29 protein-coding genes, 1 tRNA gene and 1 pseudogene are annotated in these 24,847 nt (G+C 58.7%); 19 read left to right on the top strand and 12 right to left on the bottom strand.

Translation table 11 applies throughout. The annotated features are described in order from the left end of the window. Nucleotides 1–82: 82 nt before the first annotated feature. From LVY75_25685 to LVY75_25665, 5 genes are all read left to right on the top strand, one after another. Nucleotides 83–1,306, top strand: a complete 1,224-nt coding sequence (locus LVY75_25685) for an MFS transporter (protein ID XAZ22183.1) — start codon at nt 83–85, stop codon at nt 1,304–1,306. A gap of 106 nt (nt 1,307–1,412) precedes the next feature. Beyond that, nucleotides 1,413–1,766: a DUF1428 family protein gene (locus LVY75_25680; protein ID XAZ22182.1), complete on the top strand. Its 354-nt coding sequence runs from the start codon at nt 1,413–1,415 to the stop codon at nt 1,764–1,766. A 74-nt stretch (nt 1,767–1,840) separates the two neighbouring features. Beyond that, complete coding sequence (locus LVY75_25675; protein ID XAZ22181.1) at nt 1,841–2,263, top strand: secondary thiamine-phosphate synthase enzyme YjbQ; 423 nt, start codon at nt 1,841–1,843, stop codon at nt 2,261–2,263. A 182-nt stretch (nt 2,264–2,445) separates the two neighbouring features. Then, nucleotides 2,446–2,751: a hypothetical protein gene (locus tag LVY75_25670; GenBank protein XAZ22180.1), complete on the top strand. Its 306-nt coding sequence runs from the start codon at nt 2,446–2,448 to the stop codon at nt 2,749–2,751. 166 nt (nt 2,752–2,917) lie between these two features. Further along, nucleotides 2,918–3,301: a hypothetical protein gene (locus tag LVY75_25665; GenBank protein ID XAZ22179.1), complete on the top strand. Its 384-nt coding sequence runs from the start codon at nt 2,918–2,920 to the stop codon at nt 3,299–3,301. A gap of 112 nt (nt 3,302–3,413) precedes the next feature. Here LVY75_25665 and LVY75_25660 read toward each other — a convergent pair whose 3' ends face one another. Beyond that, entirely contained in the window at nt 3,414–4,157 is a 744-nt protein-coding gene (locus LVY75_25660; GenBank protein ID XAZ22178.1) for an SIMPL domain-containing protein, read from the bottom strand. Nucleotides 4,158–4,292: 135 nt separating this feature from the next. On the opposite strand from LVY75_25660, the gene LVY75_25655 reads away from it, so the two are divergent. From LVY75_25655 to LVY75_25645, 3 genes are all read left to right on the top strand, one after another. Then, the gene (locus LVY75_25655) at nt 4,293–4,484 is read left to right on the top strand and encodes a hypothetical protein (protein ID XAZ22177.1); all 192 of its coding nucleotides are present in this window, start codon (nt 4,293–4,295) and stop codon (nt 4,482–4,484) included. A 74-nt stretch (nt 4,485–4,558) separates the two neighbouring features. Beyond that, nucleotides 4,559–5,902, top strand: coding sequence for an O-antigen ligase family protein (locus tag LVY75_25650; GenBank protein ID XAZ22176.1), 1,344 nt, complete (start codon nt 4,559–4,561; stop codon nt 5,900–5,902). 443 nt (nt 5,903–6,345) lie between these two features. Then, nucleotides 6,346–8,562, top strand: a complete 2,217-nt coding sequence (locus LVY75_25645) for a tetratricopeptide repeat protein (GenBank protein XAZ22175.1) — start codon at nt 6,346–6,348, stop codon at nt 8,560–8,562. Between the two features lie 15 nt (nt 8,563–8,577). Here LVY75_25645 and LVY75_25640 read toward each other — a convergent pair whose 3' ends face one another. Further along, complete coding sequence (locus LVY75_25640) at nt 8,578–9,090, bottom strand: hypothetical protein (GenBank protein ID XAZ22174.1); 513 nt, start codon at nt 9,088–9,090, stop codon at nt 8,578–8,580. Between the two features lie 31 nt (nt 9,091–9,121). Then, entirely contained in the window at nt 9,122–9,712 is a 591-nt protein-coding gene (locus tag LVY75_25635; protein ID XAZ22173.1) for an ankyrin repeat domain-containing protein, read from the bottom strand. A gap of 254 nt (nt 9,713–9,966) precedes the next feature. Between LVY75_25635 and LVY75_25630 the strand changes: the two are divergent. The 4 genes and pseudogenes from LVY75_25630 (at nt 9,967) to LVY75_25615 (ending at nt 13,375) form a co-directional block, all read left to right on the top strand. Further along, nucleotides 9,967–10,142: pseudogene (locus LVY75_25630) on the top strand (serine protease). Between the two features lie 22 nt (nt 10,143–10,164). Next, nucleotides 10,165–10,302 (top strand): hypothetical protein, encoded by a 138-nt coding sequence (locus tag LVY75_25625; protein ID XAZ25887.1) that lies wholly within the window; start codon nt 10,165–10,167, stop codon nt 10,300–10,302. A 9-nt stretch (nt 10,303–10,311) separates the two neighbouring features. Further along, nucleotides 10,312–11,844, top strand: coding sequence for a hypothetical protein (locus LVY75_25620; GenBank protein XAZ22172.1), 1,533 nt, complete (start codon nt 10,312–10,314; stop codon nt 11,842–11,844). A 520-nt stretch (nt 11,845–12,364) separates the two neighbouring features. Next, the gene (locus tag LVY75_25615) at nt 12,365–13,375 is read left to right on the top strand and encodes a hypothetical protein (protein ID XAZ22171.1); all 1,011 of its coding nucleotides are present in this window, start codon (nt 12,365–12,367) and stop codon (nt 13,373–13,375) included. Between the two features lie 149 nt (nt 13,376–13,524). Here the strand turns inward: LVY75_25615 and LVY75_25610 are convergent. Beyond that, nucleotides 13,525–13,600 (bottom strand) — tRNA-Ile (locus tag LVY75_25610). A 192-nt stretch (nt 13,601–13,792) separates the two neighbouring features. Between LVY75_25610 and LVY75_25605 the strand changes: the two genes are divergently transcribed. After that, nucleotides 13,793–14,161, top strand: a complete 369-nt coding sequence (locus LVY75_25605; protein ID XAZ22170.1) for a response regulator — start codon at nt 13,793–13,795, stop codon at nt 14,159–14,161. A 14-nt stretch (nt 14,162–14,175) separates the two neighbouring features. Here LVY75_25605 and LVY75_25600 read toward each other — a convergent pair whose 3' ends face one another. From LVY75_25600 to LVY75_25585, 4 genes are all read right to left on the bottom strand, one after another. Next, complete coding sequence (locus LVY75_25600; GenBank protein XAZ22169.1) at nt 14,176–14,406, bottom strand: DUF2934 domain-containing protein; 231 nt, start codon at nt 14,404–14,406, stop codon at nt 14,176–14,178. A gap of 136 nt (nt 14,407–14,542) precedes the next feature. Continuing rightward, nucleotides 14,543–14,734, bottom strand: coding sequence for a hypothetical protein (locus tag LVY75_25595; GenBank protein XAZ22168.1), 192 nt, complete (start codon nt 14,732–14,734; stop codon nt 14,543–14,545). After that, nucleotides 14,731–15,396 (bottom strand): N-acyl-L-homoserine lactone (AHL) synthase, encoded by a 666-nt coding sequence (locus LVY75_25590; GenBank protein ID XAZ22167.1) that lies wholly within the window; start codon nt 15,394–15,396, stop codon nt 14,731–14,733. The genes LVY75_25595 and LVY75_25590 overlap by 4 nt, the downstream gene beginning before the upstream one ends. Nucleotides 15,397–15,637: 241 nt before the next feature. After that, entirely contained in the window at nt 15,638–16,363 is a 726-nt protein-coding gene (locus LVY75_25585) for a LuxR family transcriptional regulator (protein ID XAZ22166.1), read from the bottom strand. 126 nt (nt 16,364–16,489) lie between these two features. Between LVY75_25585 and LVY75_25580 the strand changes: the two genes are divergently transcribed. Then, complete coding sequence (locus tag LVY75_25580; GenBank protein ID XAZ22165.1) at nt 16,490–16,675, top strand: hypothetical protein; 186 nt, start codon at nt 16,490–16,492, stop codon at nt 16,673–16,675. A gap of 599 nt (nt 16,676–17,274) precedes the next feature. Continuing rightward, nucleotides 17,275–19,203 carry a DUF5054 domain-containing protein gene (locus LVY75_25575; GenBank protein ID XAZ22164.1) on the top strand — a complete coding sequence of 643 codons (1,929 nt, stop codon included), beginning with the start codon at nt 17,275–17,277 and terminating at the stop codon, nt 19,201–19,203. Nucleotides 19,204–19,212: 9 nt separating this feature from the next. Here the strand turns inward: LVY75_25575 and LVY75_25570 are convergent, their stop codons facing one another. The 3 genes from LVY75_25570 to LVY75_25560 all read right to left on the bottom strand — a co-directional run bounded on the left by LVY75_25570 (nt 19,213) and on the right by LVY75_25560 (nt 20,110). Next, nucleotides 19,213–19,461, bottom strand: a complete 249-nt coding sequence (locus LVY75_25570; protein ID XAZ25828.1) for a DUF2934 domain-containing protein — start codon at nt 19,459–19,461, stop codon at nt 19,213–19,215. 218 nt (nt 19,462–19,679) lie between these two features. After that, the gene (locus LVY75_25565; protein ID XAZ25827.1) at nt 19,680–19,898 is read right to left on the bottom strand and encodes a hypothetical protein; all 219 of its coding nucleotides are present in this window, start codon (nt 19,896–19,898) and stop codon (nt 19,680–19,682) included. A 5-nt stretch (nt 19,899–19,903) separates the two neighbouring features. Beyond that, entirely contained in the window at nt 19,904–20,110 is a 207-nt protein-coding gene (locus tag LVY75_25560) for a hypothetical protein (protein XAZ22163.1), read from the bottom strand. A 319-nt stretch (nt 20,111–20,429) separates the two neighbouring features. Between LVY75_25560 and LVY75_25555 the strand changes: the two genes are divergently transcribed. After that, entirely contained in the window at nt 20,430–20,813 is a 384-nt protein-coding gene (locus tag LVY75_25555; protein XAZ22162.1) for a hypothetical protein, read from the top strand. A gap of 95 nt (nt 20,814–20,908) precedes the next feature. Beyond that, complete coding sequence (locus LVY75_25550) at nt 20,909–21,316, top strand: DUF4174 domain-containing protein (GenBank protein ID XAZ22161.1); 408 nt, start codon at nt 20,909–20,911, stop codon at nt 21,314–21,316. Here the strand turns inward: LVY75_25550 and LVY75_25545 are convergent. After that, nucleotides 21,313–22,023: a GntR family transcriptional regulator gene (locus tag LVY75_25545; GenBank protein XAZ22160.1), complete on the bottom strand. Its 711-nt coding sequence runs from the start codon at nt 22,021–22,023 to the stop codon at nt 21,313–21,315. The genes LVY75_25550 and LVY75_25545 overlap by 4 nt on opposite strands. A gap of 266 nt (nt 22,024–22,289) precedes the next feature. On the opposite strand from LVY75_25545, the gene LVY75_25540 reads away from it, so the two are divergent. Together LVY75_25540 and LVY75_25535 are read left to right on the top strand one after the other, a co-directional pair. After that, complete coding sequence (locus tag LVY75_25540) at nt 22,290–23,378, top strand: ABC transporter ATP-binding protein (protein ID XAZ22159.1); 1,089 nt, start codon at nt 22,290–22,292, stop codon at nt 23,376–23,378. A 29-nt stretch (nt 23,379–23,407) separates the two neighbouring features. After that, a complete protein-coding gene (locus LVY75_25535) occupies nt 23,408–24,706 on the top strand; it encodes a PotD/PotF family extracellular solute-binding protein (GenBank protein XAZ22158.1) in 1,299 nt (432 codons plus the stop codon). The last annotated feature ends 141 nt before the right edge of the window (nt 24,707–24,847 follow it).

Genomic DNA, 24,847 nt, shown 5'->3' with positions numbered 1-24,847 from the left:
TCACTTTCAGGCAGAACACCGTTCCGCTCTTATAAGATTCCTATAGGCGCCTGTGGCTTGGCCGCAGGCCGGTGACTGAACCATGGACATACCAGTGAAAGAGCGGGAAAGCGTTCTGCGCCATCCCGGCTATCTGAACTTCGCCGCCTCCCGGGTCTTTTCCTCACTTTCCTTCCAGTCCGTGGCGATCGCCATGGGATGGATGATCTACGATCAGACGCATAGCGCCTTCGCGCTCGCGCTCGTCGGTTTCTGCCAGTTTCTGCCGATGGCCGTGCTGACCTTTGTCGTCGGTCATGTCGCCGACCGGTTCGATCGCCGGCGGATCGGGCTTGCCTGTCAGTTGATCGAGGCTGTTACCTCGCTGGTTCTGGCTATCGCAACCTGGCAGCAATGGCTGACACCGGCCGGAATTTTGGTCGCGGTCACCATCATGGGCGCCGTTGTCGCCTTCGAGCGGCCGACCATGGCGGCGCTCCTGCCCAGTATCGTGCCGGTTTCGATGCTGCAGAGAGCCGTTGCCACGTCGACCTCGATGATGCAGACGGCGCTGATCATCGGCCCCTCGCTCGGTGGCCTTCTCTATGGCGTGAGCCCCATTGCGCCCTTCGCGGTCGCAGCCGTGCTTTTTGCAGTGGCGAGCTTCAATGTGATTTCGATCCGCATGCAGTGGACGCCTTCGAAACGCGAGCCGGTAACACTTACGTCCGTCTTCGCCGGCGTTTCCTTCATCCGCAGCCGACCGGTGATGCTCGGCACCATCTCACTTGATCTGTTCGCAGTGCTGCTCGGGGGCGCGACGGCCCTGCTGCCGATGTTTGCACGCGATATTCTCCATGCCGGCCCGTGGGGCCTTGGCCTGCTGCGGGCGGCACCAGCGATCGGTGCGCTTGCCATGTCCATCGTGCTGGCCCGCCGGCCGCTGACATCGGATGTCGGCCGCAAGATGATGATGGCAGTGGCAGTCTTTGGTGTCGCCACAATCGTCTTCTCGCTCTCGACCAATATAGCGGTCTCCGTCATCGCGCTGCTCGTCGTCGGTGCGTCCGACACGGTCAGCGTCGTCGTGCGAAGCTCTCTCGTGCAGCTTCTGACGCCTGACGAGATGCGTGGCCGCGTCAATGCCGTGAATTCGCTCTTCATAGGCACATCCAACCAGCTCGGTGAATTCGAGTCCGGCATGCTTGCCGGCGTGATCGGCCCGGTGGTGGCCGGCATCGTTGGCGGGGTCGGTACGATTGCCGTCGTGCTCCTGTGGACGCGGCTTTTCCCGGATCTCCTCAAGGTGAAGACCCTTCAGGGTTAGGCCCTGTCTCCTTGCCGCATAGGCCGTGGGCATTAATTGACGCGCCCATGTCGGATGCCGCCGGCGTCGAACGTCCTTCGGACGTTAAAACGAAGGGAGATCTGCAATGTCCTATGTTGATGGTTTCATCGTCGCCGTTCCCCGCGGGAATGTCGATGCCTACAAGGAATTCTCTGCCTATGCCGGATCGATCTGGAAGGAATACGGCGCGCTTGAATATGTCGAATGCCTCGGCAACGACGTGCCCTATGGTGAGCTGACCTCGTTTCCACGCGCCGTGATGGCCAAGGATGACGAGGTCGTGGTCTTTTCCTGGATCCTCTACAAGTCCAAACAGCAGCGCGACGAGGTCAATGCCAAGGTAATGGCCGATCCACGCCTTTCCAGCGACAAGTGGCAGATGCCTTTTGACGGCAAGCGCATGATCTATGGCGGCTTCGAGGAACTGCTGCGGCTGTAACCTCAGAGATGCGGCATTGACTTCGGGGGCAAGGCACGCCACCTCGCGAGAGACAATCTGCGACGGAGACCGCCTTGCCCCAGACGATGCTTACACTATCCACCCGCGGTCAGGGCCTCTACGAATTCACCGATCAGGCTAATGCCTTCGTGCGACAGTCCGGCATGGACGAGGGGTTGCTGACTGTCTTCGTGCGCCATACCTCCTGTTCGCTGCTCGTGCAGGAAAATGCCGACCCTGACGTGAAGACGGACCTCAACAATTTTTTCCGCCGCCTCGTGCCGCCATCATCCGACCCATCGATGCGATGGGTCATCCATACGAGCGAGGGGCCGGACGACATGCCGGCCCACATAAAGGCGGCGCTGAACCAGGTTTCGATCGGCATTCCCGTCGGCAACGGCCGGCTGATGCTAGGCACCTGGCAAGGCATCTATCTCTTCGAACACCGTGATCGCCCGCATCGGCGCGACGTGATCCTGCATCTCGGCCCGTAGATTGGCTTGCGCATTCCGGGACGAAAGCGACGGCGCCGCTTTGCCGGGCATTGGTTCTGCGCCGTTAACCGTCCTGAATGCCAACTGAATGGCCGGTTCGAACAGCATTCAGCTTCATGCGTTTAGTCTCGAGACAATCCCAAAAGGGAGATTGAGGAAACACCACGAGGAGACAAACCCGAATGTCGCATTTCCTTGCCAAGGCTTCGCTTGCCGCACTGCTTGCCCTGAGTTCCATTCCTTTTGCCGGCTCCGCCGCTTTCGCCGCGCCGCAGTCCGATTTCATCGTCAAGGCGCAGTATAATCGCCCGCCGGTTCGCGGCTGCTCGCCGATGCAGGCTATCCGCAAAGCCCGCTATTCCGGTTTGCGCGATGTGCGCATTTCAACCATAACACCGCGCCGGGTCGTCGTTGCCGGTCGTGACCGCCGTGGCTGGGATCGCATGACCTTCGCCAACGTGCGCGGCTGCCCGCTCATGTATCGCTGATCGGTGGACCGGGGGCAGGGGAACTTGAAGCAGGAAAACCTCGCCTCCGCCTGTTTTGCCTTGACCGCGATGCTTTCGCCCGTCTTCTCTCGGAACTGTATGCAAGTGATTCCGAAATAGGCTCCGGCAGTTGCCAGCGTGGCTATCAACCATGAGGATCTTTTTTATGATGCAGTTTATGGCGAAGGCCGGGCTTGCCGCCCTTCTTGCCGCCGCTGCGCTGGCCGGCACCGTTGCGCCGGCTGCAGCACAGGTAAATATCATTATCGGTGAACCGGACCGTGGGCCGCCCCCGCCGGATTGGCGTCGTCCGCCGCCACCGCCGCCGGGTTATGGCCGTCCGCCTCTGCCTCCGCCGGGTTACGGGCGTCCGCCCCGCGGCGGCTGCGATCCGCGCATCGCTGCAAACATCGCCGAGGATTACGGCCTGCGCCGTACGCGCGTCGTTGATATCACGCCGCGCCGTGTCATCGTGCAGGGCTGGAGCCGCCGCGGCCCGAGCGAGATGACTTTCGGCAACGTTCGCGGCTGCCCGCTCCTGCGCCGCTGACGCCAGGCGCGACCGTTCAGTGCGTAAAAAACCGCCCTTGCAGATAGCAGGGGCGGTTTTCTTTTGAGCGGCTTTCCCGTCGGGGCAGGGCGCCGAAGCGCCCTGCGGAGACTTACTGTTCGATTGCGAAAGTCACGCTGACGGTGACATTGTAGCTGTTCTCGCCGCCCTGAACGGGAACGGCAGCGGCGTCGGAAGCTTCCTTCATCATCGCTGCGCGATAAACCGGCTGCGGCATCGGGCGCACGACATTTTCGCTGATTTCGACGATGCGGCCTACCTTCACGCCGGCGGCTTCACTCAGTGTCTTCGCCTTCTTGATCGCATTGGCGACAGCGTTCTTGCGGGCTGCCTCCAGGGCTGCTTCCGGCTTGTCGTTGGTGAACTGGATATCACCGCCCTGATTGATGCCGAGGGTGACGGACTGGTCGATGATCTCGCCCAGCTTGGAAAGGTCACGGACGCGAACGGTGACCGAATTGCTGGTCTGGTAGCCGATCAACTGCGGCGGCTGTGGCTGATTGTCGACCGGCTGCGGGTAATTGTACTGCGGCTGGATCGAAAAGCCGGACGTCTGCAGGTCACGGTCGGCGATGCCGCTCTTCTTCAGTGCGGCCAGCACCTCGTTCATCGCCTTGTTGTTTTCATCGAGCGCTTCGCGGGCAGTCTTGGCCTGCTTGACCACGGACAGATTGACGACGGCCATATCGGGAGCCAATGCCGATTCGCCCTCTCCGGACACGTTGATGACCGCTTCGCGCGGCTGATTCTCCTGCGCAAGAAGTGGAGCGGATGCCGCGAGCGGCAGGCTCAGAAAGGCTGTCAGAAGGGCAGTCTTGGTATAATTCGGCGCCATGTTTGTTCCTCGGCTGTTTGCGTCCCTGCGAGCTTTGTGTCTGCGGATTGTGAAGCTATTGCGGCAGAAATCGATGCGGGAACTGCTTTATCATGATGGTTGCTTTCGACCAAAGAGTGTGAGGGCAATCAACGCATGGTAGACAATCTGAACCTCTCGCTGCTCCTGCGGACGATGACCATCACGGTCTATCCCTTCGATGTGGCGTTAGAGCGCGGGTGGTTGACCGAGGTTAATGTCTTTACGGTCAAGAACAATCTGATAGAGCTAGGGCCGAACAGCCACGACACGGCAATTGCGACGAAGCTCGACTACAGGCGGCAGTAATTCAAGGGAATACGCCGCTCCGTCACCCAACTGCTTCGTGCTGCCGACTATGCTAGAAGGGTGCAATATTCTCCATGGTAGCGAGCGAAGAGCCCACCGCCACGCCCTCCCGCCTCAAGCCTGTACTCATCATCCTGTGGCTGCTGCTGATTTCGGCACCCATTCTGGAAAGCGACAGCTATCGCTATGCGGCGCTGCTGCTGATCGGGACGATCTTTGTCTGGTTCAAGCCGAATTTGAGCCTGCTGAAGCGAGACTGGCTGGCCAACGCCTGTGTTGCCTGGGGCGCCTATGCACTGCTGCGCTTCCTCTTCGGCCTGATCGTCTACGGCGAGAAGGGTGCGTCCGACTGGCTCTACGCCTTTCCGCTGTTTTTCCCAGCCGTCGGCATCGCGCTTTATTCCAGCCGGAAAGAGGTCGGGACGGTCCTGGCGATCTATTTCCCGATCGCACTTGCAGCGCTGCTGATCTCCACCGACTACCAACCGATTCTTGCAGGCGACGACCGTATTTCGCCGCTCTTCCATAACAACCTGATCCATGGCGCCATCGGCTGCGGTTTTCTGATGATCGGCGCCTTCTACTGGCTGTTGCACGCCTGGGAGACCGGCAAGCTCGAGCGCCGTTCCGGCAGCTGGATCATTGCCGTCGCGACGCTCATCATCGCGCTCTGCCTTTTCAACATTTACGGCTCGAAGGCGAAAGGCGTCTGGCTGAGCCTTGTCCTCGTCGGGCCTCTCATGCTGGCCTCGATGCTGCTTTATGCAAACAGACGCCGGGCTGCGCTGGTAGGAGCTGCTGTCGTTGCTCTCGTGGCAGCAGCGCTTTTTGTCGGCGGCGATGATATCTGGAGGTTTGCCGGCCCCACTTATGAGGCCACCGTTCGGATCGAGACCGAAATCTCCGCACATGGCGTTGGGGATGCCGTCGCTGCTGCGATCGCGTCAAGAGCTACGCCGGAATCGATGAGTGAACGGCTGCAGCTCTGGGCGAATGCTTCGGAAGTGATTGCCCAGGCGCCTCTCTTTGGTGCCGGCAACCATTGGCTCACCCTCTGGAATTCGACCACCTATGCCAGCGTGCCCTATACTCTGCTCCATAACGGCTACTTCGAGATGCTTGTTCGCCACGGGCTGTTCGGCATCATCGTTTTCGCCATATTGGCAACAGCCATGTATAGGCGGGTTTTCGCTGCCTGGAGGGCCGGGCTGATCAGCCTCAGCGCGCTGCTGGCCTATAGCATGGTGACGCTATTCTTCCTCGGAACGATCCTGTCCAACTCCAACAACCGGCTGGCTATCGGCGAATCGTTCTTCTTCGTATTCTCCGCCGTCGCGTTTGCCTGCGGGATCATGCTGAAGAAGGGGGAGATCGGGCAGGATACCGGGATGATATCCCGGGATCAGAAGGCTGCCTGAGAGGGCGATGGAAGCCCGCCTGGAAGGGATTCGAGCGCTCTCAAGCTGAGCGCGCCCGTCTGGTCAGATACCGAAATCGTCAAGAAACGAAGGATGGATCGCGGTCTTCCTTGCCTCGCGCGCATCACGATAGCGCTGCTGGGCAGAACCAAGACCATTGACGATCCGTCGCATGAGGCCGCTTCTGCGGCGTTTGAAAATCGAGGGCATATCAAGCTCACTTTTTTTATTTTTGTTAGCCGGCGAGCATATAATTTGTGCGCGATGCTCCAACAATGGGCATTTTGGCATGCCACCTATGCATAATATGACAGTTATATGACAATGGCTCCGTCTGCCGTCCCGTCACGGGCCGGCGACCTTCCTCTCGCCGTCGATGGTATCGGCTATGGCGGTGCTGTAAGATGCTTCCCGCTGTCGTCCTTTCGGGGGAAGAGACTGACATGGAGCGCCGCCTTGCCGCTGTCCTGATTGCCGATGTCGTGGGCTACGGCCGTTTGAGCCAGGTCGACGAGGAGGGGACGCGTCTGCGTTTCCAGGCAGACCTGAGGGAGATCGTCGAACCTTCGATAGCCGAGCATAGCGGACGATTGGTCAAGACCATGGGCGACGGGCTGCTGGTCGAGTTTCACAGCGTCGTTGATGCCATGCGCTGCGCAGTGGATGTGCAGAGGCTGAAGGCAAGGCACAATGCGGAGATGCCGGACGACCGTCGTCTCGATTTCCGCATCGGCATCAATCTCGGTGATATCATCGTCGAGGGAGACGATATCCACGGTGATGGCGTCAACCTCGCCGACCGCATGCAGTCGCTCGCCGAACCTGGCGGAATAGCGATCACGGGCCCAGCCTACGACCAGGTGAGATCGAAGCTCGATGTCGGTTTCATCTCGCTTGGCGAGCAGAAGGTCAAAAGCCTTGCCGAGCCCGTGCGAGTCTACCGTGTGGTACTCAGCCCATTGGCAGCAAAGAGAGCTGCCAATGCGCGCCGATATCCGGGCCGCCGGAGCATCGTGGCAATGGCTGCTGGCGCCTTCCTGCTCATTTTTGCCGGAGCTGCGCTATGGTGGCAGCCATGGGCGTTGCTGGAAAGCCCTTCGGTTGCCGGGCGGTTTGCCTATCCGCTGCCGGACAAGCCGTCCGTCGCCGTGTTGCCGTTCATCAATGTCAGCGGCGACGTCGAGCACGATCATCTTGCCGAGGGCCTTACCGACGACCTGATTACCGAGCTCTCCAAAGTCTCCGGCCTCTTCGTTATCGCGCGCCACTCCGTCTTCGCGGTGGGTGACGATGGCGGCAAGATACAGGATGTGGCAGCCGAGCTCGGTGTTCACTACGTTCTCGAAGGCACGCTGCAGCGCGCAGGCTCGCGATTGCGCATCAATGTCAAACTGATCGACGCCCTGACCGGGCTCTCCCTCTGGGCCGAGCGCTACGATCGCGAATATGCCGACCTTTTCGCGGTCCAGGATGATGTCATCAGCAAGATCATCGCAGCACTTGCCATTCGGCTCAGCGAGGGCGAGCGCACGCAATTGGCGCAGATCCCGACGGAGAATCTCGAGGCCTACGACTATTATATGCGCGCCGAGCAGGCGGGCCTCACCTATGGAGACGTCGCGACCTACCGCGAGGCGCTGTCCTATTACCAGAAGGCGATCGACCTCGATCCGAATTTTGCCGATGCGCATGCGGGGATCGCGCGGATCGCCGTCGATGTCTGGCGCAACGACTATAATATCCTCTGGTCGGCGGCAGTCGCCCGCAAGATCGCCTATGACGCGGCAGGGCAGGCATTGAAGATCGATCCGAACAATGCGCGGGCGCATACGGTCCTTGCCCTCCTGCAATTGGTCGATGGTCGCCAGACGGAGGCGCTGATATCGGCGAACCGTGCCGTGCAGGCGCAGCCGAGCAACGCTGAAGCCAATGGCAATCTGGCCCTCGTGCTCGCTCATATCGGCAATCATGACGAGGCAACCACGGAAATTGAAAAGGCGCTGCGCTTCGATCCTTCGCCATCGCCCGGCTTCCAATTGCTTGCGGGTATCGTCTTCTACATCATCGGCGATGACGACCGGTCGATTTCGCTGATGGAGGCGGCCCGCGACGCGCTTCCCAATGCGGAGGCTGCGCGCGAATTCCTGACCGCGGCCTATATCGAGGATGGCGACAGGAAACGCAGCCTGCAGGAGAAGACGAAGCTGCTGGCGCTCTTTCCCGAAAGCAATCTGACCTATTACAGCTATCTCTACGATTACTGGCGCAAGGACGATCTGAACCTGCATTTGAGCAGGCTGCAGAAGGCGGGCATTCCCGAATGGCCCTTCGGATTTCAGGGCGAGAAGACCGATCAGGTCACCGGCGAGCAGTTGCGCGATCTCATCAGCGACAAAAGCTGGACCGGCAAACACCGCAACGGCACACAGTTCGTTCAGTTCTTCGACAAAGCGGGCAATACCGCCTATCGCAGCGCCAACACGAATATTACCGGCACCGTCGAGATCAGGGGAGACTGGCTCTGCGAGAAATTCCCGGGCTATTTCCTCGACAGGATGGTCTGCGGCAACGTCTATCGCAACCGCGCCGCCGACGAACCCGGCGCGACATACGTGCATGTCACGCCGCAGGCGCTGAAATTCTTCTCGATCGGGGGCTGACCGCCGATCGGACAGCTACTGGGCAGAGGGGTGCTGCCAGTCTTTCTGTGTCTTTTCCGAGATCAGGATGTTCTGCACCTCCGACCAGTGCTTTTTGGAGTCGACCACCTTGGTAGGGTTCTTCACCAACCCTTCGGCAGCACCCGGATCATAGCTGATGTAGAGCTTGCCTTCGATAATGCGCCAGGCATTCGGATCAATATTGGTGGTCACCGTTCCAAAGGACACGCCGTCAGCGCAGTAGCCGCCATATTGCGGGGCATATTTGCCGGGATCCTTGACGAACATGTCACGATGCTCGGCACTGGCGAAATACCAGGTGGCGCCAAGCCAGTGGTGGGAATATTGCGGCGATCCTTCCACGGCCTTGTCATCAGTGAAATAGGCGACAGGGTCATAGCCCTTGATCGCTACATCGCCGAAATAGCCGGTGTTGACGAAGTCTTCCGCCGTGGCCTCGTTCGCCAGCAGCAGGACGGCGATGCCGCCTATCGCTGCAGCCTTCACAAATCCATTCCAGTGAGACATTTCAATGCTCCCGTTTTTCAGGCGCGCACGCTCATTTTCGCTTCGTGCATTCGTCATAGAGCCACTGACCCGTGAGGTCGGCTCCCTGGCAGGCGGCGCCTGCTTTCAACAAAAGAGTGACGGCGTCCCAGTGTGATCGCCACCCGGCCTGGGTCACCGGCGTGTAGCCGTTTCTTTCCTTAGGCTCGATATCGGCCTTCTGCGCGAGCAGGAAAGCAATGACATCGGCATGACCTTCCTCGGATGCCGCATGCAGCGGGGTCATATTGTAGAAGTTCTCGTGGTCGTTGACGGAGGCACCTCTTGCCACCAGCAGCTCCACGATATCGAGATGGCCGCCATAGGCGGCCGCATGCAGCGCCGTGAGCCCGCCCTTGTTGCGGATCTCGATGTCGCAACCGCGATCGAGAAGAAGGGTAACGACATCGGCCTTGCCTGATAGCGCCGCAATCAGCAGCGCCGGCTCGCCGGTATTATCAAGTTCAGCGAGGTTCGCGCCCTGATCGGCAAGCTGCTTGACGCGCTCGACATTGCCTTCGCGCGCGGCATCGTGCAGTGGGCCCGCGGACGCTGCGGAAATCCCAAGACCGAAACAGATGAAGCTGACCCAAAAGACATTCATCGCGCACCCCCGTCTTGCCATCACTGGCTTCACAGCGCGAAAGTATAGTTAAGCTATCATGAATATGAGGAGGCGGCAATGAATGGCGACGTCATCAGCTATATTGAGTCCCTTAAGGTCCGGGGGAACCTTTCACTGGGACTACGGCGAGCATCCGCGTGCCTTCACATCAACGCACATTAAGACTGACTGCAAGAGATGGTTGAAAAAACCCTGCCTGGAGTCCTAGTCTTCGGGCAACTGGGGATTTCACTGTGCCATCCGTGTCTCGCGTAGTCCTAAGCGCTGTCTTTTCCGCCATTCTGGCCTCCACCTGTCTTGCTGAAAACCGACGTCATCGGGGACAGGTTTTGCCGTGACAGCCGACAGGTGGTTGTTGGCCAACGCGCACGTTGTCCAGGGATGTCAGCGGATCGAGGTGAAGGGTAAGGCGCCTGAAGGATCGATTTCTCATGTCCATCAACGACCGCCCCGATATCCGAGACATTTTCACAGGCTTCCGCTATGAAAACGTAGAGTTGAATTACTCTGTGGCTGGCGGAGAAGGTGTACCGGCGCGAGAGCTGATCGTGAGTAGCTTTGATATTTAAGGACTGGGGATGAGTCACATTACCGACGGCTTGATGCAGGCGATCACTGAGATGCTAAGCGAACTCAGTGAAATGCGAGCCTCTGAGTTCAAGGACGATGCAACGCTGGCAGAGTTCATCGATGGGATCATATCGATCAGAGACTCGATGATGGAAAGTGGGGATATTTCTCAAGATCCTAATCGCATCAATAAAGGTTTGCGTGAGCTTGAGAGGCTGCAGAGTTTCCCGACACCCAGCGAACTTCTGCAATTGCATATACCGCGCGCCGACGGAGTTTCCTCGTCAGTCGACGCGAGGTTAAATGCGATAATTAATCGAGCGAGATCTACCCGAGACGACCTATCCCTATCTCGGCCTAATACGCTCCAGAGCCAGCTGGAGGCGGCGCTGAAGCAAATGTCGGACTGGACCGCACAGCTCGGCAGGATCCAATCGAATAATCCGAACGACCGAGCTGCGCAGGATGCGTTTGAACTCTATCGTCAAGCAAACATGTACGCCGAGCAAGCCCGATCCATTGGAGTATATGAGCAGCCGGGTGGGGGCTACCTTCAGAGTGCTGTCGGCGAGCTCGCGATCTTGATCCAAGATTCGAAATTTGAGGAGCTTCGATCTCAACCACTCATGACGAACCAAGGACGTGCGATAGCGGTCGACGAAGCAGTTGGAGTTACTTACGAGCGACTGAATGGAATTTTGAATTCGATCTTGGCTCAAGAAGGGGCTGATCGAGAGACTGCCGCCTACCATGTTTTGGGAACGCCGATTCCTGCTCCGAAGATCGCTCCATTTCGCTTCGAGTTGTCGGGGACCAGAGTCGTCGTCTCGAAGACTTACAGTTTTCCCGAAAGTCCGGATGCGGCCAGCGTCGAAGCGGCTTTGGATTACCTTGAAGAAACAGCCGCACAGCTCAAAGAGTGGCTGGCTGGCAGCAATTCCCCGCGTGTGCAACAGACTTTCGAAGCCGTTGTCCGTCGTCTGCTTCCTGGCGCCAGCGCGATCCAGTTGGGTCTTGCATCCGAAGCTTATCGCACAAGCGTGATTGCCGCTCAGGAGGAATTGGCAGCCGATCTCCACGCTCGCCTCCTTTCCTTCAGCCAGGCGGTGAGCGACTATGCTGCTCAGTTTCCCGACTGGCAGCGCTTCTCGGAAAATGCAGCGCAACTGTCGATCGAAGACGCGCCAGTCCGTGAGCTTGCAGCAGGGTTCGAGGAGTTGGGGTCCAGACTGAGAGCGGTCGATCCTGAGAACGAAGACCTCGCCTCGACCGTGGAAGAAGTAGCAAGTTGGGGTCGAATCAAAAAACTCACCGGGAAGATAAAGCTTGCAATAGCGCGGACCTGGGAAAATATCCTCATCCCTGCGATTGGTCGCTATGTGCGAACCGTCGTCGACGGCATTGTGGATATTGCAGCCGAAGCCACCATCGCCACGATCCTTGTCCTCGCGATAGGCTTTTTTGAGCCTCTATCGATGTTGCCCGGTAACGGATGGATGATCGCTGCGCTGACAGTTTTGCAAAAAGCTTACAAGAAGTAACTTTTACCGACCGCGAAGCTCTATCGGTTTATCGTGATACTGCTCGGCCTTCATGAAGCCTCGCGTGCAGTCTCTTCCCCGCTCTGCTGCGGGATCATGCGCTTGCGAAACGATGGCTGGAAGCGCGATCCACCTCCAGGCGTCGTTCTTGCGCGAAGTGGCCTCTTCTTTGGGCGGAATGAGAGCACCGTGCCGCGGGAACGTCTAACCGTCGGATAGGAGGGCATCTGGATGCCCATCATGCCTAGTGCCATTTTTACCTAACATTGGCTTGAACGTGTGAGTCGATGGCGCGAGACAGCAATTTCTTGAGCTCGGCGGATCCGGGGTGAACGAGATGAGTTTCGGAGGTGACGGAATTCCTGGCATCGAGCCAGGAGTCCAAATAATTTCTGACGGCTGGACGGACCTCGGGTTTGTTCCACGAAGGTTTCGCGTGGGCGGTCGGTTTGAAGTGGAAGACGGTCCAAGAGCAAAGGCCATTCCATTACACACTTGTGTCCTGTGCGGGGGCCTCATTTTGCACGACGATGAGTGGGACTACGAACACCCGTTCCCGAAATGGGTTCACCGCCTTGCAGGCGACGTCGGTGAGAATCGCTCTGCTTTCATTCACCTGCGCGGGAATATTCCGACCTGGCGTCAGCTTGAGCTAGCCGCCCACCGCACCTGCAATCAACTATTTGCCCGGTACATAGAGGATCCAGCGCGGAACGCGGTCAAAACCATGGTTGAGGGCGGCCAGGTAGCTGGACAGCAAATCGACGCAGTGTTGGACTGGCTTGATAAGGTGAGGACTTCGTCAGCCCATTTGGCGACTGCATTCATGGGCCACGGGCTCGTGTTGAACTACGAAAAATGGCATTTTCCAAACTGGCGAATAGGTCTCTTTGACAGAGCGGCGTTCTTCTTTCGAATCGACAAGTACACCGAGGCACTAGATCTTTGGGAATGTGGATTCGAAGCATTTCTGACCACACCAGGAGCACTCATACTCCGTATCAAAGATCTTGTTATCGTCACGATCAGCAATAACTTCCTACTATCGTCAACGTTCGGGCTTCCAACGGGTGCGCTTATAAAAGGCGAGCCAGTTATGACAGACGGGACGGGAATTAACGCAGTTGGTTTCGGATCAAGGCGTACGAGATTGGAAGCATCTTTGATCGTCGCCCAACCGATGCGGCGTCAACATGTCAAAGGAGGGGATCATCCAGCTGCTCCGGAGTTGACGGGGGCGGGGGACGGTCATGTTTATCATTTGGAGAACGGCAATTGGCGGCGAACAAGAAGTCTCAATTTCTCACAGCTGCCAATCCTGAACGCGGATATCGGTCTTGAACTTGCAGGGTTGGAGACGGTCGAGTGGCTCATTCTTCAGAAAGAGGAAGACCACCAGAGAAGAGAAAGCCCTGCAGTGAACCTTGCCATGAGATCGATGCCCGAACTGTGGGTCACAAAGTTGAATTTGATCGATCATATCGGCGATCTTAGGGCTGGGCTGTTGCCCTTACAGAATGACCGACTGTGAAAAGAATCCTCAAGTCGCATTCAAGGTCGCTTCAAGCCGGCTTTACGAACCGACTGCCGCGTTTAAAAAATCCGGTTTCTGCTGTCAAAATTCCGGTTTTTCGCGTCCGGCTACAGCTACACGAAACGGCCGCTCGGTTCTAGAATGAATGGTGGGCCCGGAGGGACTCGAACCCCCAACCAAGCGGTTATGAGCCGCCGGCTCTAACCATTGAGCTACAGGCCCGGCACCCAGGGTGCGGTCAGCCGGGGCAATGGCACCCGCGGCTTTTGTCCGCTTAACCCAAATCCGGGACAGTCACAAGCCATGAGCGCAAGCATCTGTGGACGATGCATATTTCCGGTTTGCCCTCTGGAACCTTCGCAGGCGGGCTACATTTACTCCCGTCAGACTGGATCTGAAGAGGGCAATCGCAGAATGGTGGCTTCCCAGGGTGCCGTGGTGCTCATCGTCGAGGATGAGCCGCTGATCAGGTTCAATATTCTGGATGTGCTTGAAGACGTGGGGCACGTGGCGCTCGAGGCCGGGAATGCGGATGAGGCGATGGTGCTCCTGAAGGCTCGTAACGATGTCGATATTCTCTTTACCGACGTCAATATGGCCGGCTCGATGGACGGCATACAACTGGCCAAGCGGGTGAGGGCGATGCGGCCGAATATCGGCATCATCATCACCTCGGGCATGGTGCGGCTCGATCCCATGTCGCTGCCGGCCAACACGGCCTTCCTGCCGAAACCCTACCAGCACGAGGCGCTGATTTCGGCGATTGATTCCATGACGCGGTAGCAAGGCGAGAGCGGTCAATCCGGGCTCGACAAAGACGGCGGCGGGATGGGAACGTCGGTTGCCCCGGTCGCGGCCTCGGTTTCTTCGATCTGTCTGCGAGCCTGTTTGTTGACCCTCGTCGCTTCGCCGTGCAGTTCGGCCTCGGCATCGCTCCAATGGCGCAGATCCTGGCCGTCCGGCCTGCCTTCCTTTTCCCAGATTGCGTAGGCGCGCTCGCGCACGCTGTCCTCGTTCCGGTCCGTCATGGCTATCTCCAGTGGTTTCGTTCATCGCAAAACCGGCAAGGGAGCCGAATGTTCCGGCGAGGTGCCTGAGATCGGGAGGTGCGGCCGAGCCTGAAGGGAGGTCTGCTTCAAGCCCGGCCGCTGGCCCCGGGGGGCCTTAGTTATAGCTGCTCTTCAGCAGGTCGTTTTCCTGATGCGCCTTCTTCTCATAGATCGTGAAGAGAGCCATCGAGAGGAGATAGGAGAGGAAGGGGTCTCCCATCTGCGTTGCGATATCGCGGGATGCGAGGATATGTCGTTCCAGCGCACCGATGTCTTTTTGTACGGTGGTTTCGCTCAAGCGGTTCATGCTGCCATCTCCAGAAATTGAGTCACGACGGAACGTGTCGGGACGTAGCGGGTGTAGAGGGGTGTATCGATGCCGAGGGATGCGCGCATCCTGGTGAGCACATGTTCGGAAACTTCAAAGGCGCCGCAGCAAACCGGATATTTGCCGTAGCCGTCGGCGCGGCCGAGTTCCTCGACTTCGGCGCCGGCGCGCTTGTAGACGCGCTTCAGGTGCGGTTCGTAATTGGAGATCATGGTGTGGATGCCGTGATCGAGGGCGCATTCGCAGAGTGCGAGCAGCAGCATCGAGAAGGCGCGGCCTGCATCGACTTCGGGAAAATCGTCGGCGATTGCCTCCTCGTCGATGCACATGCGGGTGCCCTCCCAGATGCCGGGGGCGACGAGATTGGCTGCCTGCGGGAAGGTTGCGCGGAAGACGTCATAGAGGAGGGTCGGTCCGGTCGTCGGCATCAGGCGCATGCCGCCGTAAAGGCGAGTGCGGGTTTCGTCGCACCAGACGAGATAGGCCGGGCAGAGCGAGTCATAGCTGTCGCGCTCGAAGGGGCCGATTACCGGAACGTTCCAGCCAAGGATGTCCGCAAAGACTTTCTTGCGCAGGCGGAACATCTGGTCGAGTATGAAAGCGTATTTCTGATACTCATGTGCCTGAATGATAACGAACATTTTTCCCTCCAGCGTGTTGGGTTCGTGAGAGCAGAATGGTTCAGGACGGCGGGATCGGAAATTCCCTCATATGGGCGCCTACAGATGAGCCCCCGCATATGGGGGGATCGCTCAAGCATCTTGCGGGCAGCCGGAAGCATGCCGCGGAGCGGGTTTCGTCAGTGTGGAAAAGATTGGCGAAGGCCATGCCCTCAGGCACGTCCGACATTTGACCAGGTTTCGATCCGGCCGAAAGGAAAGGCTAGGGATTGATGATGCGCAGCTGCACGGCCCGCGAGGCGGCCGCGGAAATGGTGGCACAGCCGAGCTTGAAGCGGGCGGTTTTCAGATAATCGCGGGTCGTATGCTCGGAAATGCCGAGGATGACGGCGATATCCTTATAGTCCTTGCCGAGTGCGGTCCAATGCAGGCATTCGATTTCGCGCGGGGAGAGCGTCGGTACCGGGTCGTTCTCGCCGTGAAGCTCGTAGATGGCCTTCCGGTGGATGACATGGGCGAGCTCGATCCATTCATTGCGATAGAGCTTGACCATGGTGTTCCAATCATCAAGTGGAACGCGGGCATTGATCGACAGCAGCGCCCGGCGCTGGGCCTTGTCGGCGACAGGGATCGAATAGCCGTTGCCGCCGATCCCGTGCTTCTGGGCATCGACGAGCATGGCATAGGCTTCCGGCGTCGGCTCCACCTCGCTCCAGTCAAAAGGTAGCTGGCGCTCGAAGCCCTGTTTGACGATGGGATCGACCTTCACATAGCTGTTGAGCAGATAGCGCGATACCCAGGCATCCGGATAGGTGGTGCGCACGAAAGGAGCGTCGATCTTTGCCGCAATGGTTTGAGCGAGGTGATAGGTGACATAGTCAACGGCATAGCCTGCCTGGAAAATGCGGATGGAAGCATCGACATTGGCCGCGGCCTTGATCTGTTCGAAAACGGGTTCGAACTTTTGGGAATAATTGTTTTCCGTCATCGTGTCGCCTGCCTTAAACCATTCAATCCTACCGCGAGGAATGTCGAAAATACAAGGCATCCCCACATATGCGGGGAATGACTTTTCCAGGTCCGTCTGTTAGCGCCTTTTTCGGGGAGGCTCCAGATGGACAGCAAGAGAACGTTCGATATCGCCGAATGCCATCAGGCAGCAAAAGGGCTGAGATCGAGTTGGCAGGACATGGCTGGCTCCGAGGCGCTGATCCGCGCGCTCGTTGCCGAGCGCAACGGCGATACGTTGCTCGCCTTGTTCTGGACAGAGGTTCACCGGGCGCTCTGCGAAGAGAAGTAGTCGCTTCTTTACCGTTGCTTCGGTCTCGAAATTTCTTCGATATCGACGTCCGTACACCGGATGGATCGCGGCTTTATCCCGATGGCACGCAACTGCCTTCGGAGAGGCGCGCCCGGATACGGCCGTGCCGACATTTCCCAGCAGAATTGCACGCGGGACAAGGCGTTCGTTCGCCTGATCGGAACGTGCGGCACGGACGGTGAGTTCGATCATGAAGATGCCATTGGCGAAGGTCCCGGCTATGTCGTGTAAAGCAGCAAGATGACAGGTGTATCGCGCGTGCATCGCCATGGTCAGTCAGGTTAATGGCGTATGAACACGTTTTCACATTTTGTCGTCACTTAAGTTGCGTTGCCTGCTGGAGGCAAGATGGCCGAAGTCTCGGTCGGCGAAATATCCAGTGTATTCGGGGTTCCTCCAGCAAATATGCTTGACGGATCGTTACCGTGAAGCGCAAAGGTGTTTGTGGAAACGATTACACAAAATGCCATTGTGCCATATTGGGAGGGGATCAGGATTGCGTGTCGTGCGCAAAATCATTTGCGTTGTGTCTCGCAAGAGCTGCTTGACGACGGCAGGACTGATCTAGCGGAATGCAGATGACAGAAAAGCGCGTGCACCTTGTCTTCAAGACCCATCTCGATATCGGTTTTACCGACCATGCCGAGAAGGTCCGCCGTCAATATCACGAGCGCTTCATCCCGCAGGCGATCGAGACCGGTGCGCATTTCCATGCCGAAAACCCCGAGGAGCCGAAGTTCATCTGGACAACGGGCGCCTGGCTGATCTGGGATCATCTGAATTCCCGTTCGCCCGCCGAAGTCGCGGCACTGGAACAGACAATCGAACGCGGGCTCATCCGCTGGCACGGCCTGCCGTTCACCACCCATACCGAGCTGATGTCGCATGAGCTTTTCCGAGCGGGTCTTTCCTATTCACAGGAACTCGACCGCCGTTTCGGCAAGCAGACGATTGCGGCGAAGATGACCGACGTTCCCGGCCACACGCTCGGCATGGTGCCCTTGCTGGCCGAGGCCGGCATCCGCTTCCTGCATCTCGGTGTCAACACGGCTTCCCCGCCGCCCGAGGTGCCGGACATTTTCCGCTGGCGCGCGCCTGATGGCGCGGAAGTCGTCGTCATGTACCAGCGCTCGTATGGCGAGACCTATTTCCCGGAAGGTTTCGACGATGGACTGAGCTTTGCGCATACGCAGGACAATATCGGCCCCCAGAGCGTGCCGCAGACGGCTGAAGCCTATCGCGACATTCGCCGCATCGAGCCCGATGCCGTCATCCGCGGCGCGACGCTGGAGGATTATGGTGCGATCCTCTGGGAAAAGCGCGAGCGTTTCCCGGTGCTGGAGCTGGAACTGGGCGATAGCTGGATCCATGGCAGCGCCACCGATCCATTGAAGACCGCGAAATTCCTCGCTTTGCAACGGCTCTATGATCGCTTTGCGGGCGAGGGGCTCAATGGGCGCAGGCTTGCCTTCGGCCGCGGGCTCGCCATGGTGGCGGAGCATACCTGCGGAGTGGATATCAAATCTTATCTGCGCGACGACAAGGCCTGGGCGAGAGCCGATTTCGATGCCGCCCGAAAGACGGATTACCGTTTTGCCTATACCGAAGCGTCATGGGATGAGCAGCGCGGGTATGTCGACCAGGCTGTCGCCGAACTCGATGCCGACGACCAGCAGCAGGCACAGGCAGCGCTCGCGGAACTCTTTGCGCCAGCGCTCGTCGGAACTGCGAGCCGCGAGACGCAGCTCGCCATCGGCGGCTGGTCGATCGAGCTCAATGAGGTGACGGGCGATATCGCTACGCTTACATCGCCGCAAGGGCGCCGGATTGCCGGCCGCAGTGGTTCGCTGATCGCCTATCGCTACGAGAGCTACGATGCTGCCGACATCAACAGGCATATGGACACCTATCTGACGCATCGGCAGGAATGGGCCGTGCTTGATCACGACAAGCCGGGGCTTGGCGCTTCGGGGGCGGCGCTTTCGAAGGTTTTTGTGCCGAGCCTCGAAAGCGCGGGCGATGGCGGCGTTCTCTTGTCGATGCCGGCCGAAGCAGTCGAGCGATTTGGGGCTCCGAGGCAACTGGCTCTGGAGTTTTTGCCGGATGACGGTGTGCTGCAATTGCGGCTCTCGCTGCGCGACAAGCCGGCCAATCGCATGCCGGAGGCGAGTTTCCTGTCGTTTACGCCTGCCGGTGCAAAGGACTGGCTCTTCAGGAAGATGGGGCTGTGGCACCCGGCCGGCAGTTTCGCCAGATCCGGGGGTGCACAGCTGCAGGCGGTTAACGCCGTCAGCGGCGAAATCGCCGATGTCGGAGCCGTCGTCGTTCAGCCGCTCGACACGCCGCTGGTTGCCCCGCAGAGCTGGGATTTCATGACATTCTGCAGGGGATTGCCGGATTTTGAAGAGGGAATCCGTTTCAACCTGCATAACAACAAGTGGGGAACCAACTTCCCCATGTGGTGGGAAGGCGATTTTTCCGCACGTTTCCGACTCAGCCTGGATTAGACGGCCTCGTCACACCGCTCGCGGAAGCTTGTGGCGTTCGCCGATCTGGGCGGCAGGTTTGCGGGCTTCTGGGGCTTTCGGGCGGAATTTGACAAGAACCTCGTTGCCATCGGTTGAAGCGCGCGTCCGCTCCAGCCTGTCGCGTTCGGCAGTTGCCTGAAGCCAATGCTCAGCGTCGCGGCCATTCGGCCTTCCTTCCGCTTCCCAAATCGCGTAGGCGCGCTTGCATATCCAGTCGTGCCGGGAGGTATTGCTCATCGTTGCGTCCTTCTTGAGCCGCTGTTTGACCTCATCGAATCCACACGGCTGACCTCCCGTCGAAGACGGTACCTCAAGCTCACCTTGTAGATGGACCCGGCAATGCGCCGGGATTTCGATGGGCGGCATGGCTTTTCGTCATGCTCGCGGTAGGAACGGTTTTCACCCGGCGTGTGTTCCAGATATATTTTGTGAAATTTTGCCCTGAGATCGGGCGATCATTCGGACCGGGACCGCTCGCTATTGGCCTCGTCGTGTTTGACGGCCCAATCCTTGCGCGGCTTCTCGCCGGGCGGCGTGCGGTGAACGGTCGCGTCGTCGGAATGCGTGATATCGCGCGGCTTGGCGCTGGAGACGCCGCTGTTGCGGCGGCCCTCGTTAGAACGTGCGAACTGTCCTTCGGCGTCCTTGCGGATCTTGTCCTTGCCATCGCTCATCATGGCTAATCGCTCATGTGGTCTGGCAATACCGGCGGCCGGCGCTTGGCGGCCATCAGCAGGTCCAGTTCGATGGAAGAGGGTCCGAAGCGGGTAAAGAGGCTTTCTGCCTGTTCGTTTTTCAAGCCATATTTGGCGGCGAACTCGTGAAGGCTGTAAGGGCGGCCACGCAGGGTCCGACTACGGCGTTCAGGTTGGTGAATTTCCGTCATTACTAATCTCCCCAGGCTTTATGCCTAGGAAAAACCGGTCAGTCCGTTAAAAGTTCCGAAACCGGATTCGGTGCCGGTTTACAGAGAAAAGTTCGCTTGCGTCGCTTCCCGCAGCAAAAAAATGCTCTTGAGTGTGCATGAATTTCAATCGGTTAGATCCTCGCGCCGGCCGGACAGCCAGAAATGGCTTTATCACACGTGTGTTACTCTATAAAATGAATCGTGTATCCGGTCCGAAGGGAGGAGCCGAGCTGTTGTTTCCGCGTCGATCCGGGCCGGGTCTTGAGGAAGCTGGCTTAATCCATCAGAGGAGACAGACATGATGAATGCACTGCCGCCACTTCACAACGGACATGCCCCGTTTACCCTGCAACAGCTGTTCCGTGAGGCCCTCTATGCCTACGAGGAATGGGACAGCGAACTGACGGAGCCTATTGTCACCCATGAAGGCAGGGTCATTCCGATCAGCTTCGTTTTCGAAGCCATGCGTGAATGCACTGATATCGTCCCGGCCAATATCGTCGGCGCCGTTACCGAACGGCTGACCAAGCCCTGGGAGGGCGAGGGGCCGCTGGACCAGATGACTTTCTCTACGGCGGCGCGCGTGATGCGCGTTCTGGTGCGCAAGCGCCTTCTTGCCAATGGCACGCCTGATATCGTCGCGCTGTCGACGCGCGGATCCGAAGCGGAACCCCGCGATTAGGCATTCGGGATCGCGGCACTGGCCGCGATCCTGTTCCCCTCAGGGAACCCAGCTCATTTCCAGCCGTTGAAACAGGCAGAAAAGGAATGAGCACCATGTTGAGATCCATTCTTCACGAAATCATGGGAACAGGCGTTCACGAGGCCGGTCTGCCGCGGTCGCTGGAACAGTTCCTCGGCCAAAAGAACGTGCTGATCGTCTTCGCGGATGCAGAGGACGACAGGCCGATCATTCAGGACGAATTGCTGCGCAAATCACAGATGCGGCTCATCGAAGAAGATATCGAAGTTTTCACGATTGCCGGCGGCGGCGCATTTTCTCTGTTCGAAGACGGACATGATCTCGATGCCGACGATGTGCGCGATGAACTTCAGGGGCCGCTCAGCGGTGAATTCGGGCTGGTGCTTGTCGGCACTGACGGCAAAGTGAAGCTGCGTTCCAGCGAGCCGATGAGCGTGGAGGATATCAGCCGCGCCGCCGATATCCCTTCGCCGAACCACTAGAGTTCGAATGCTTCCTTGAGGCCGAGGCTCTTGCGTTCGCGCAGGTCGAGGTCGGCCTCGATATGGGCGATGTGGTGGAGCATCAGATGGCAGGCTCGATCGAGTTCCCTGCTTTCGATCGCCTCGATAATGTCCCCATGTTCGGAATGGCCACAGCTCGAAACGGTCGATTGCCCGTAAAGCGCGATCACAAGCGATGAACGGGCGACAAGTTCTTCCATGAAGCGCTGCATGATCGCATTGCCCGATATGACTGCAAGCGTCAGGTGGAAATCGCCCGATGCCTTGATCTTGGCCCGCCTTGCCGTCTGGCCGCGCTCGCTCATCAGCCGGCCCTCTTCCAAAAGCAATTGCTTCAGGTGCTGGATATCCGATGGCGTGATGCGGGCGGCGGCTTCGCGAAGAATGCCGGGCTCGACCAGGCGGCGGGCGGCAAATATCTGCCGGGCTTCATCGGGAGAGGGATAGGCGACGAAGGCGCCACGGTTTTTCTCGACGCTGACGAGACCTTCGTAGGACAGTGCCTGCAAGGCGGCGCGTGCCAGCGTGCGGCTGACACTGAAGAGATTGCCGACATCGCTTTCCGACAGTTTCGTTCCGGGTGACAGGCGCCGCTCGACGATGGCTTCCCTGATTGCATCGCGAATCTGCGGGACGCCCGTTTCCTGGGTATCGTCTTGGCTCATGGCGCTGGCGGCGGATTTCATGAAATCGGTTTCCTTGATGTCACCAAATCATAGCTGCCTTCGTCTCAAAAGTTAAATGAATTTGTACGCACTGCATCGGCCAAATTGTATACGATTTTCTGCACGAATTGAGGACGAAAGCCCATTTTGTGTGCAATGCGAAAAGTGCGAGAAATTTCGTCAGTCCAGATGAAGCTATTAAAAATTCTTGGTTTGCAAGGGTTTAAGATACGCCCACCAAACTGGCACGGCAGATGCATTGTCTTTCTCGAACAGGGGAAGACACGATGTCGAAAGCGGCAGAGATCGATATAGCATCCGTTTCCAAGGTCTATGGCGCGACCACGGCGGTCCATGCCATCAGCCTGAAAATCCCGGCTGGCTCCTATTGCTGCTTCCTGGGGCCGTCCGGCTGCGGCAAGACCTCGACGCTGCGCATGATCGCCGGTCACGAGACGATTTCATCGGGCGATATCCGCCTCGGCAATGTCGTCGTCACCGATTTCCCGCCGGCCAAGCGAGGCACGGCGATGATGTTCCAGTCCTACGCACTGTTTCCGCATCTCGACCTCGTCGATAACGTTGCCTTCAGCCTGAAGATGAAGGGGGTCGACAAGGACGAGCGCCGCGCCAAAGCGCTGGACATGCTGAAGCTGATGCAGATGGAGGCCTACGCCAGCAGGCGGCCGGCACAGCTTTCCGGCGGCCAGCAGCAGCGTGTCGCCCTGGCCCGCGCACTGATTACCGATCCGGAAGCGCTGCTGCTCGACGAACCGCTATCCGCACTCGACCCGTTCCTGAAGATCCGCATGCGGGCAGAGCTGAAGAAGCTGCAGAAGACGCTCGGCATTACCTTCGTGCATGTGACGCACAGCCAGGAAGAGGCGATGGCGCTCGCCGACATCATCGTCATCATGAATGACGGCAAGATCGAGCAGGCGGCTTCGCCCCGGCAGGTTTTCGAAAAGCCGGCAACCGCCTTCGTCGCGCGCTTCATGGGCGATCACAATGTGCTTTCCGGCCGCGTCACTTCGAGCGAGAACGGCGTGATGGTGATGACTGTGCCGGAAGGGCAGAGTTTTTCCGTACGAGGGACGGGCAGGGAGGTCGGCGAAGCCGTCGATATCGGCATCCGCACCGACCGCGTACGCCTTCAGGTGGCGACCGAATGGACCCTCGGCTTCAACGGGGTCGTCTCCAATATCGAATATCGCGGCTCCTCGGTGAAGATCACCGTTTTGGGGGCTGGCAGCGACGATTTCACCGTCATCGCAAGCGACAGCGATTACTTCGCCAGCCCGGTCTCGGTCGGCGATGCGGTGTCTTTGAGTTGGGCTTTGGAGGATGCCGTCCTCCTTGGCCGCGTTTCCGCATGACCTTCAATATCAAGAAAAGGGGAACTGCCATGACGACTGAAACGAAAACCACCAAGGCGGAAAAGGGAATTTCCCGCCGCTCGCTTCTGAAGACCGGTGCCGCCGCCGTCGGCGCCATCGCCGGCTCGGGCGCCATCACCGGCTTCCCGACGATCTGGGCGCAGTCCAACATCACGCTTCGCCAGTTCGGCACCGGCGTCTCGAACATCAATGCGATCGCCGAGAAGTGCAAGCAGGACCTCGGCATCACGCTCGAGATGACCGCGACCGATTCCGATGCCGCCGCCCAGCGCGCCGTCACCCAGCCCGACAGCTACGACATTGCCGATATCGAATACTGGATCTGCAAGAAGGTGTTCCCGACCGGCGTTCTGCAGCCGATGGACGTCAAGAAGCTCAAATATTTTGACAAGGTCGTGCCGATCTTCACGAGTGGCAAGCTGAAGGCGGACAGCACGATCGCGCAGGGCACGGCGCCGCACACGGTCGGCTTCGTCGAGGCGCAGGACTCCAAGAAGTTCGCCAAGGAGCAGACCCAGTGGTTCACGATGATGCCGACGATCTACAATGCCGATACGCTCGGCATTCGTCCTGACCTGACCGGCCGCGACATCACCTCCTGGGCCGATATTCTCGATCCGGCCTACAAGGGCAAGACGGCGATCATCAACGTGCCGTCGATCGGCATCATGGATGCGGCGATGATCGCCGAAGCCTCCGGCAAGATCAAATATGCCGACAAGGGCAATATGACCAAGGAAGAGATCGACAAGACGATCGAATTCCTGATCAAGACCAAGGGCGACGGCCAGTTCCGCGCCTTCTGGAAGAGCTTCGACGAGTCGGTCAACCTGATGGCCTCGGGCGAAGTGGTCATCCAGTCCATGTGGTCGCCGGCCGTTGCCGCCGTCCGCTCCAAGGGCATTGCGTGCCGCTTCCAGCCGCTCAAGGAAGGCTATCGCGCATGGGGCGGTGGTCTCGGCCTTGCCGCGCATCTGAAGGGTGCGCAGCTCGATGCAGCCTATGAATATATCAACTGGTACACGTCCGGCTGGGTCGGCGCCTATCTCAACCGCCAGGGCTATTACTCGGCCTGCCTCGAAACCGCCAAGGGTTTCATGACCGCCGACGAGTGGGGCTACTGGATGGAAGGCAAGGCGGCTCAGGGCGATATCCTTTCGCCCGAAGGCAAGGTTATGGAGAAGGCCGGCTCGGTACGCGACGGTGGTTCCTTCGAAGACCGTATCGGCCATATCGCTTGCTGGAACTCCGTCATGGACGAAGACCGCTACATGGTCCGCCGCTGGAACGAGTTCATCGCGGCGTAAGCGTCTGCGATTTTCCCCTCCCTAACCCTCCCCACAAGGGGGAGGGAACGTGGGTGAGGGTGCCGCAGAAAACTCCCTCCCCCTTGTGGGGAGGGTTGGGGAGGGGTCTTCATCGACCTCTCCTTTCTCACCTCGATGAAG

It is taken from the genome of Sinorhizobium sp. B11 (genome assembly GCA_039725955.1).
In the GTDB taxonomy this organism is placed as follows: domain Bacteria; phylum Pseudomonadota; class Alphaproteobacteria; order Rhizobiales; family Rhizobiaceae; genus Rhizobium.
The sequence above is the reverse complement of the archived record's forward strand: the minus strand, read 5'-3'. Positions and strand labels throughout refer to the sequence as shown.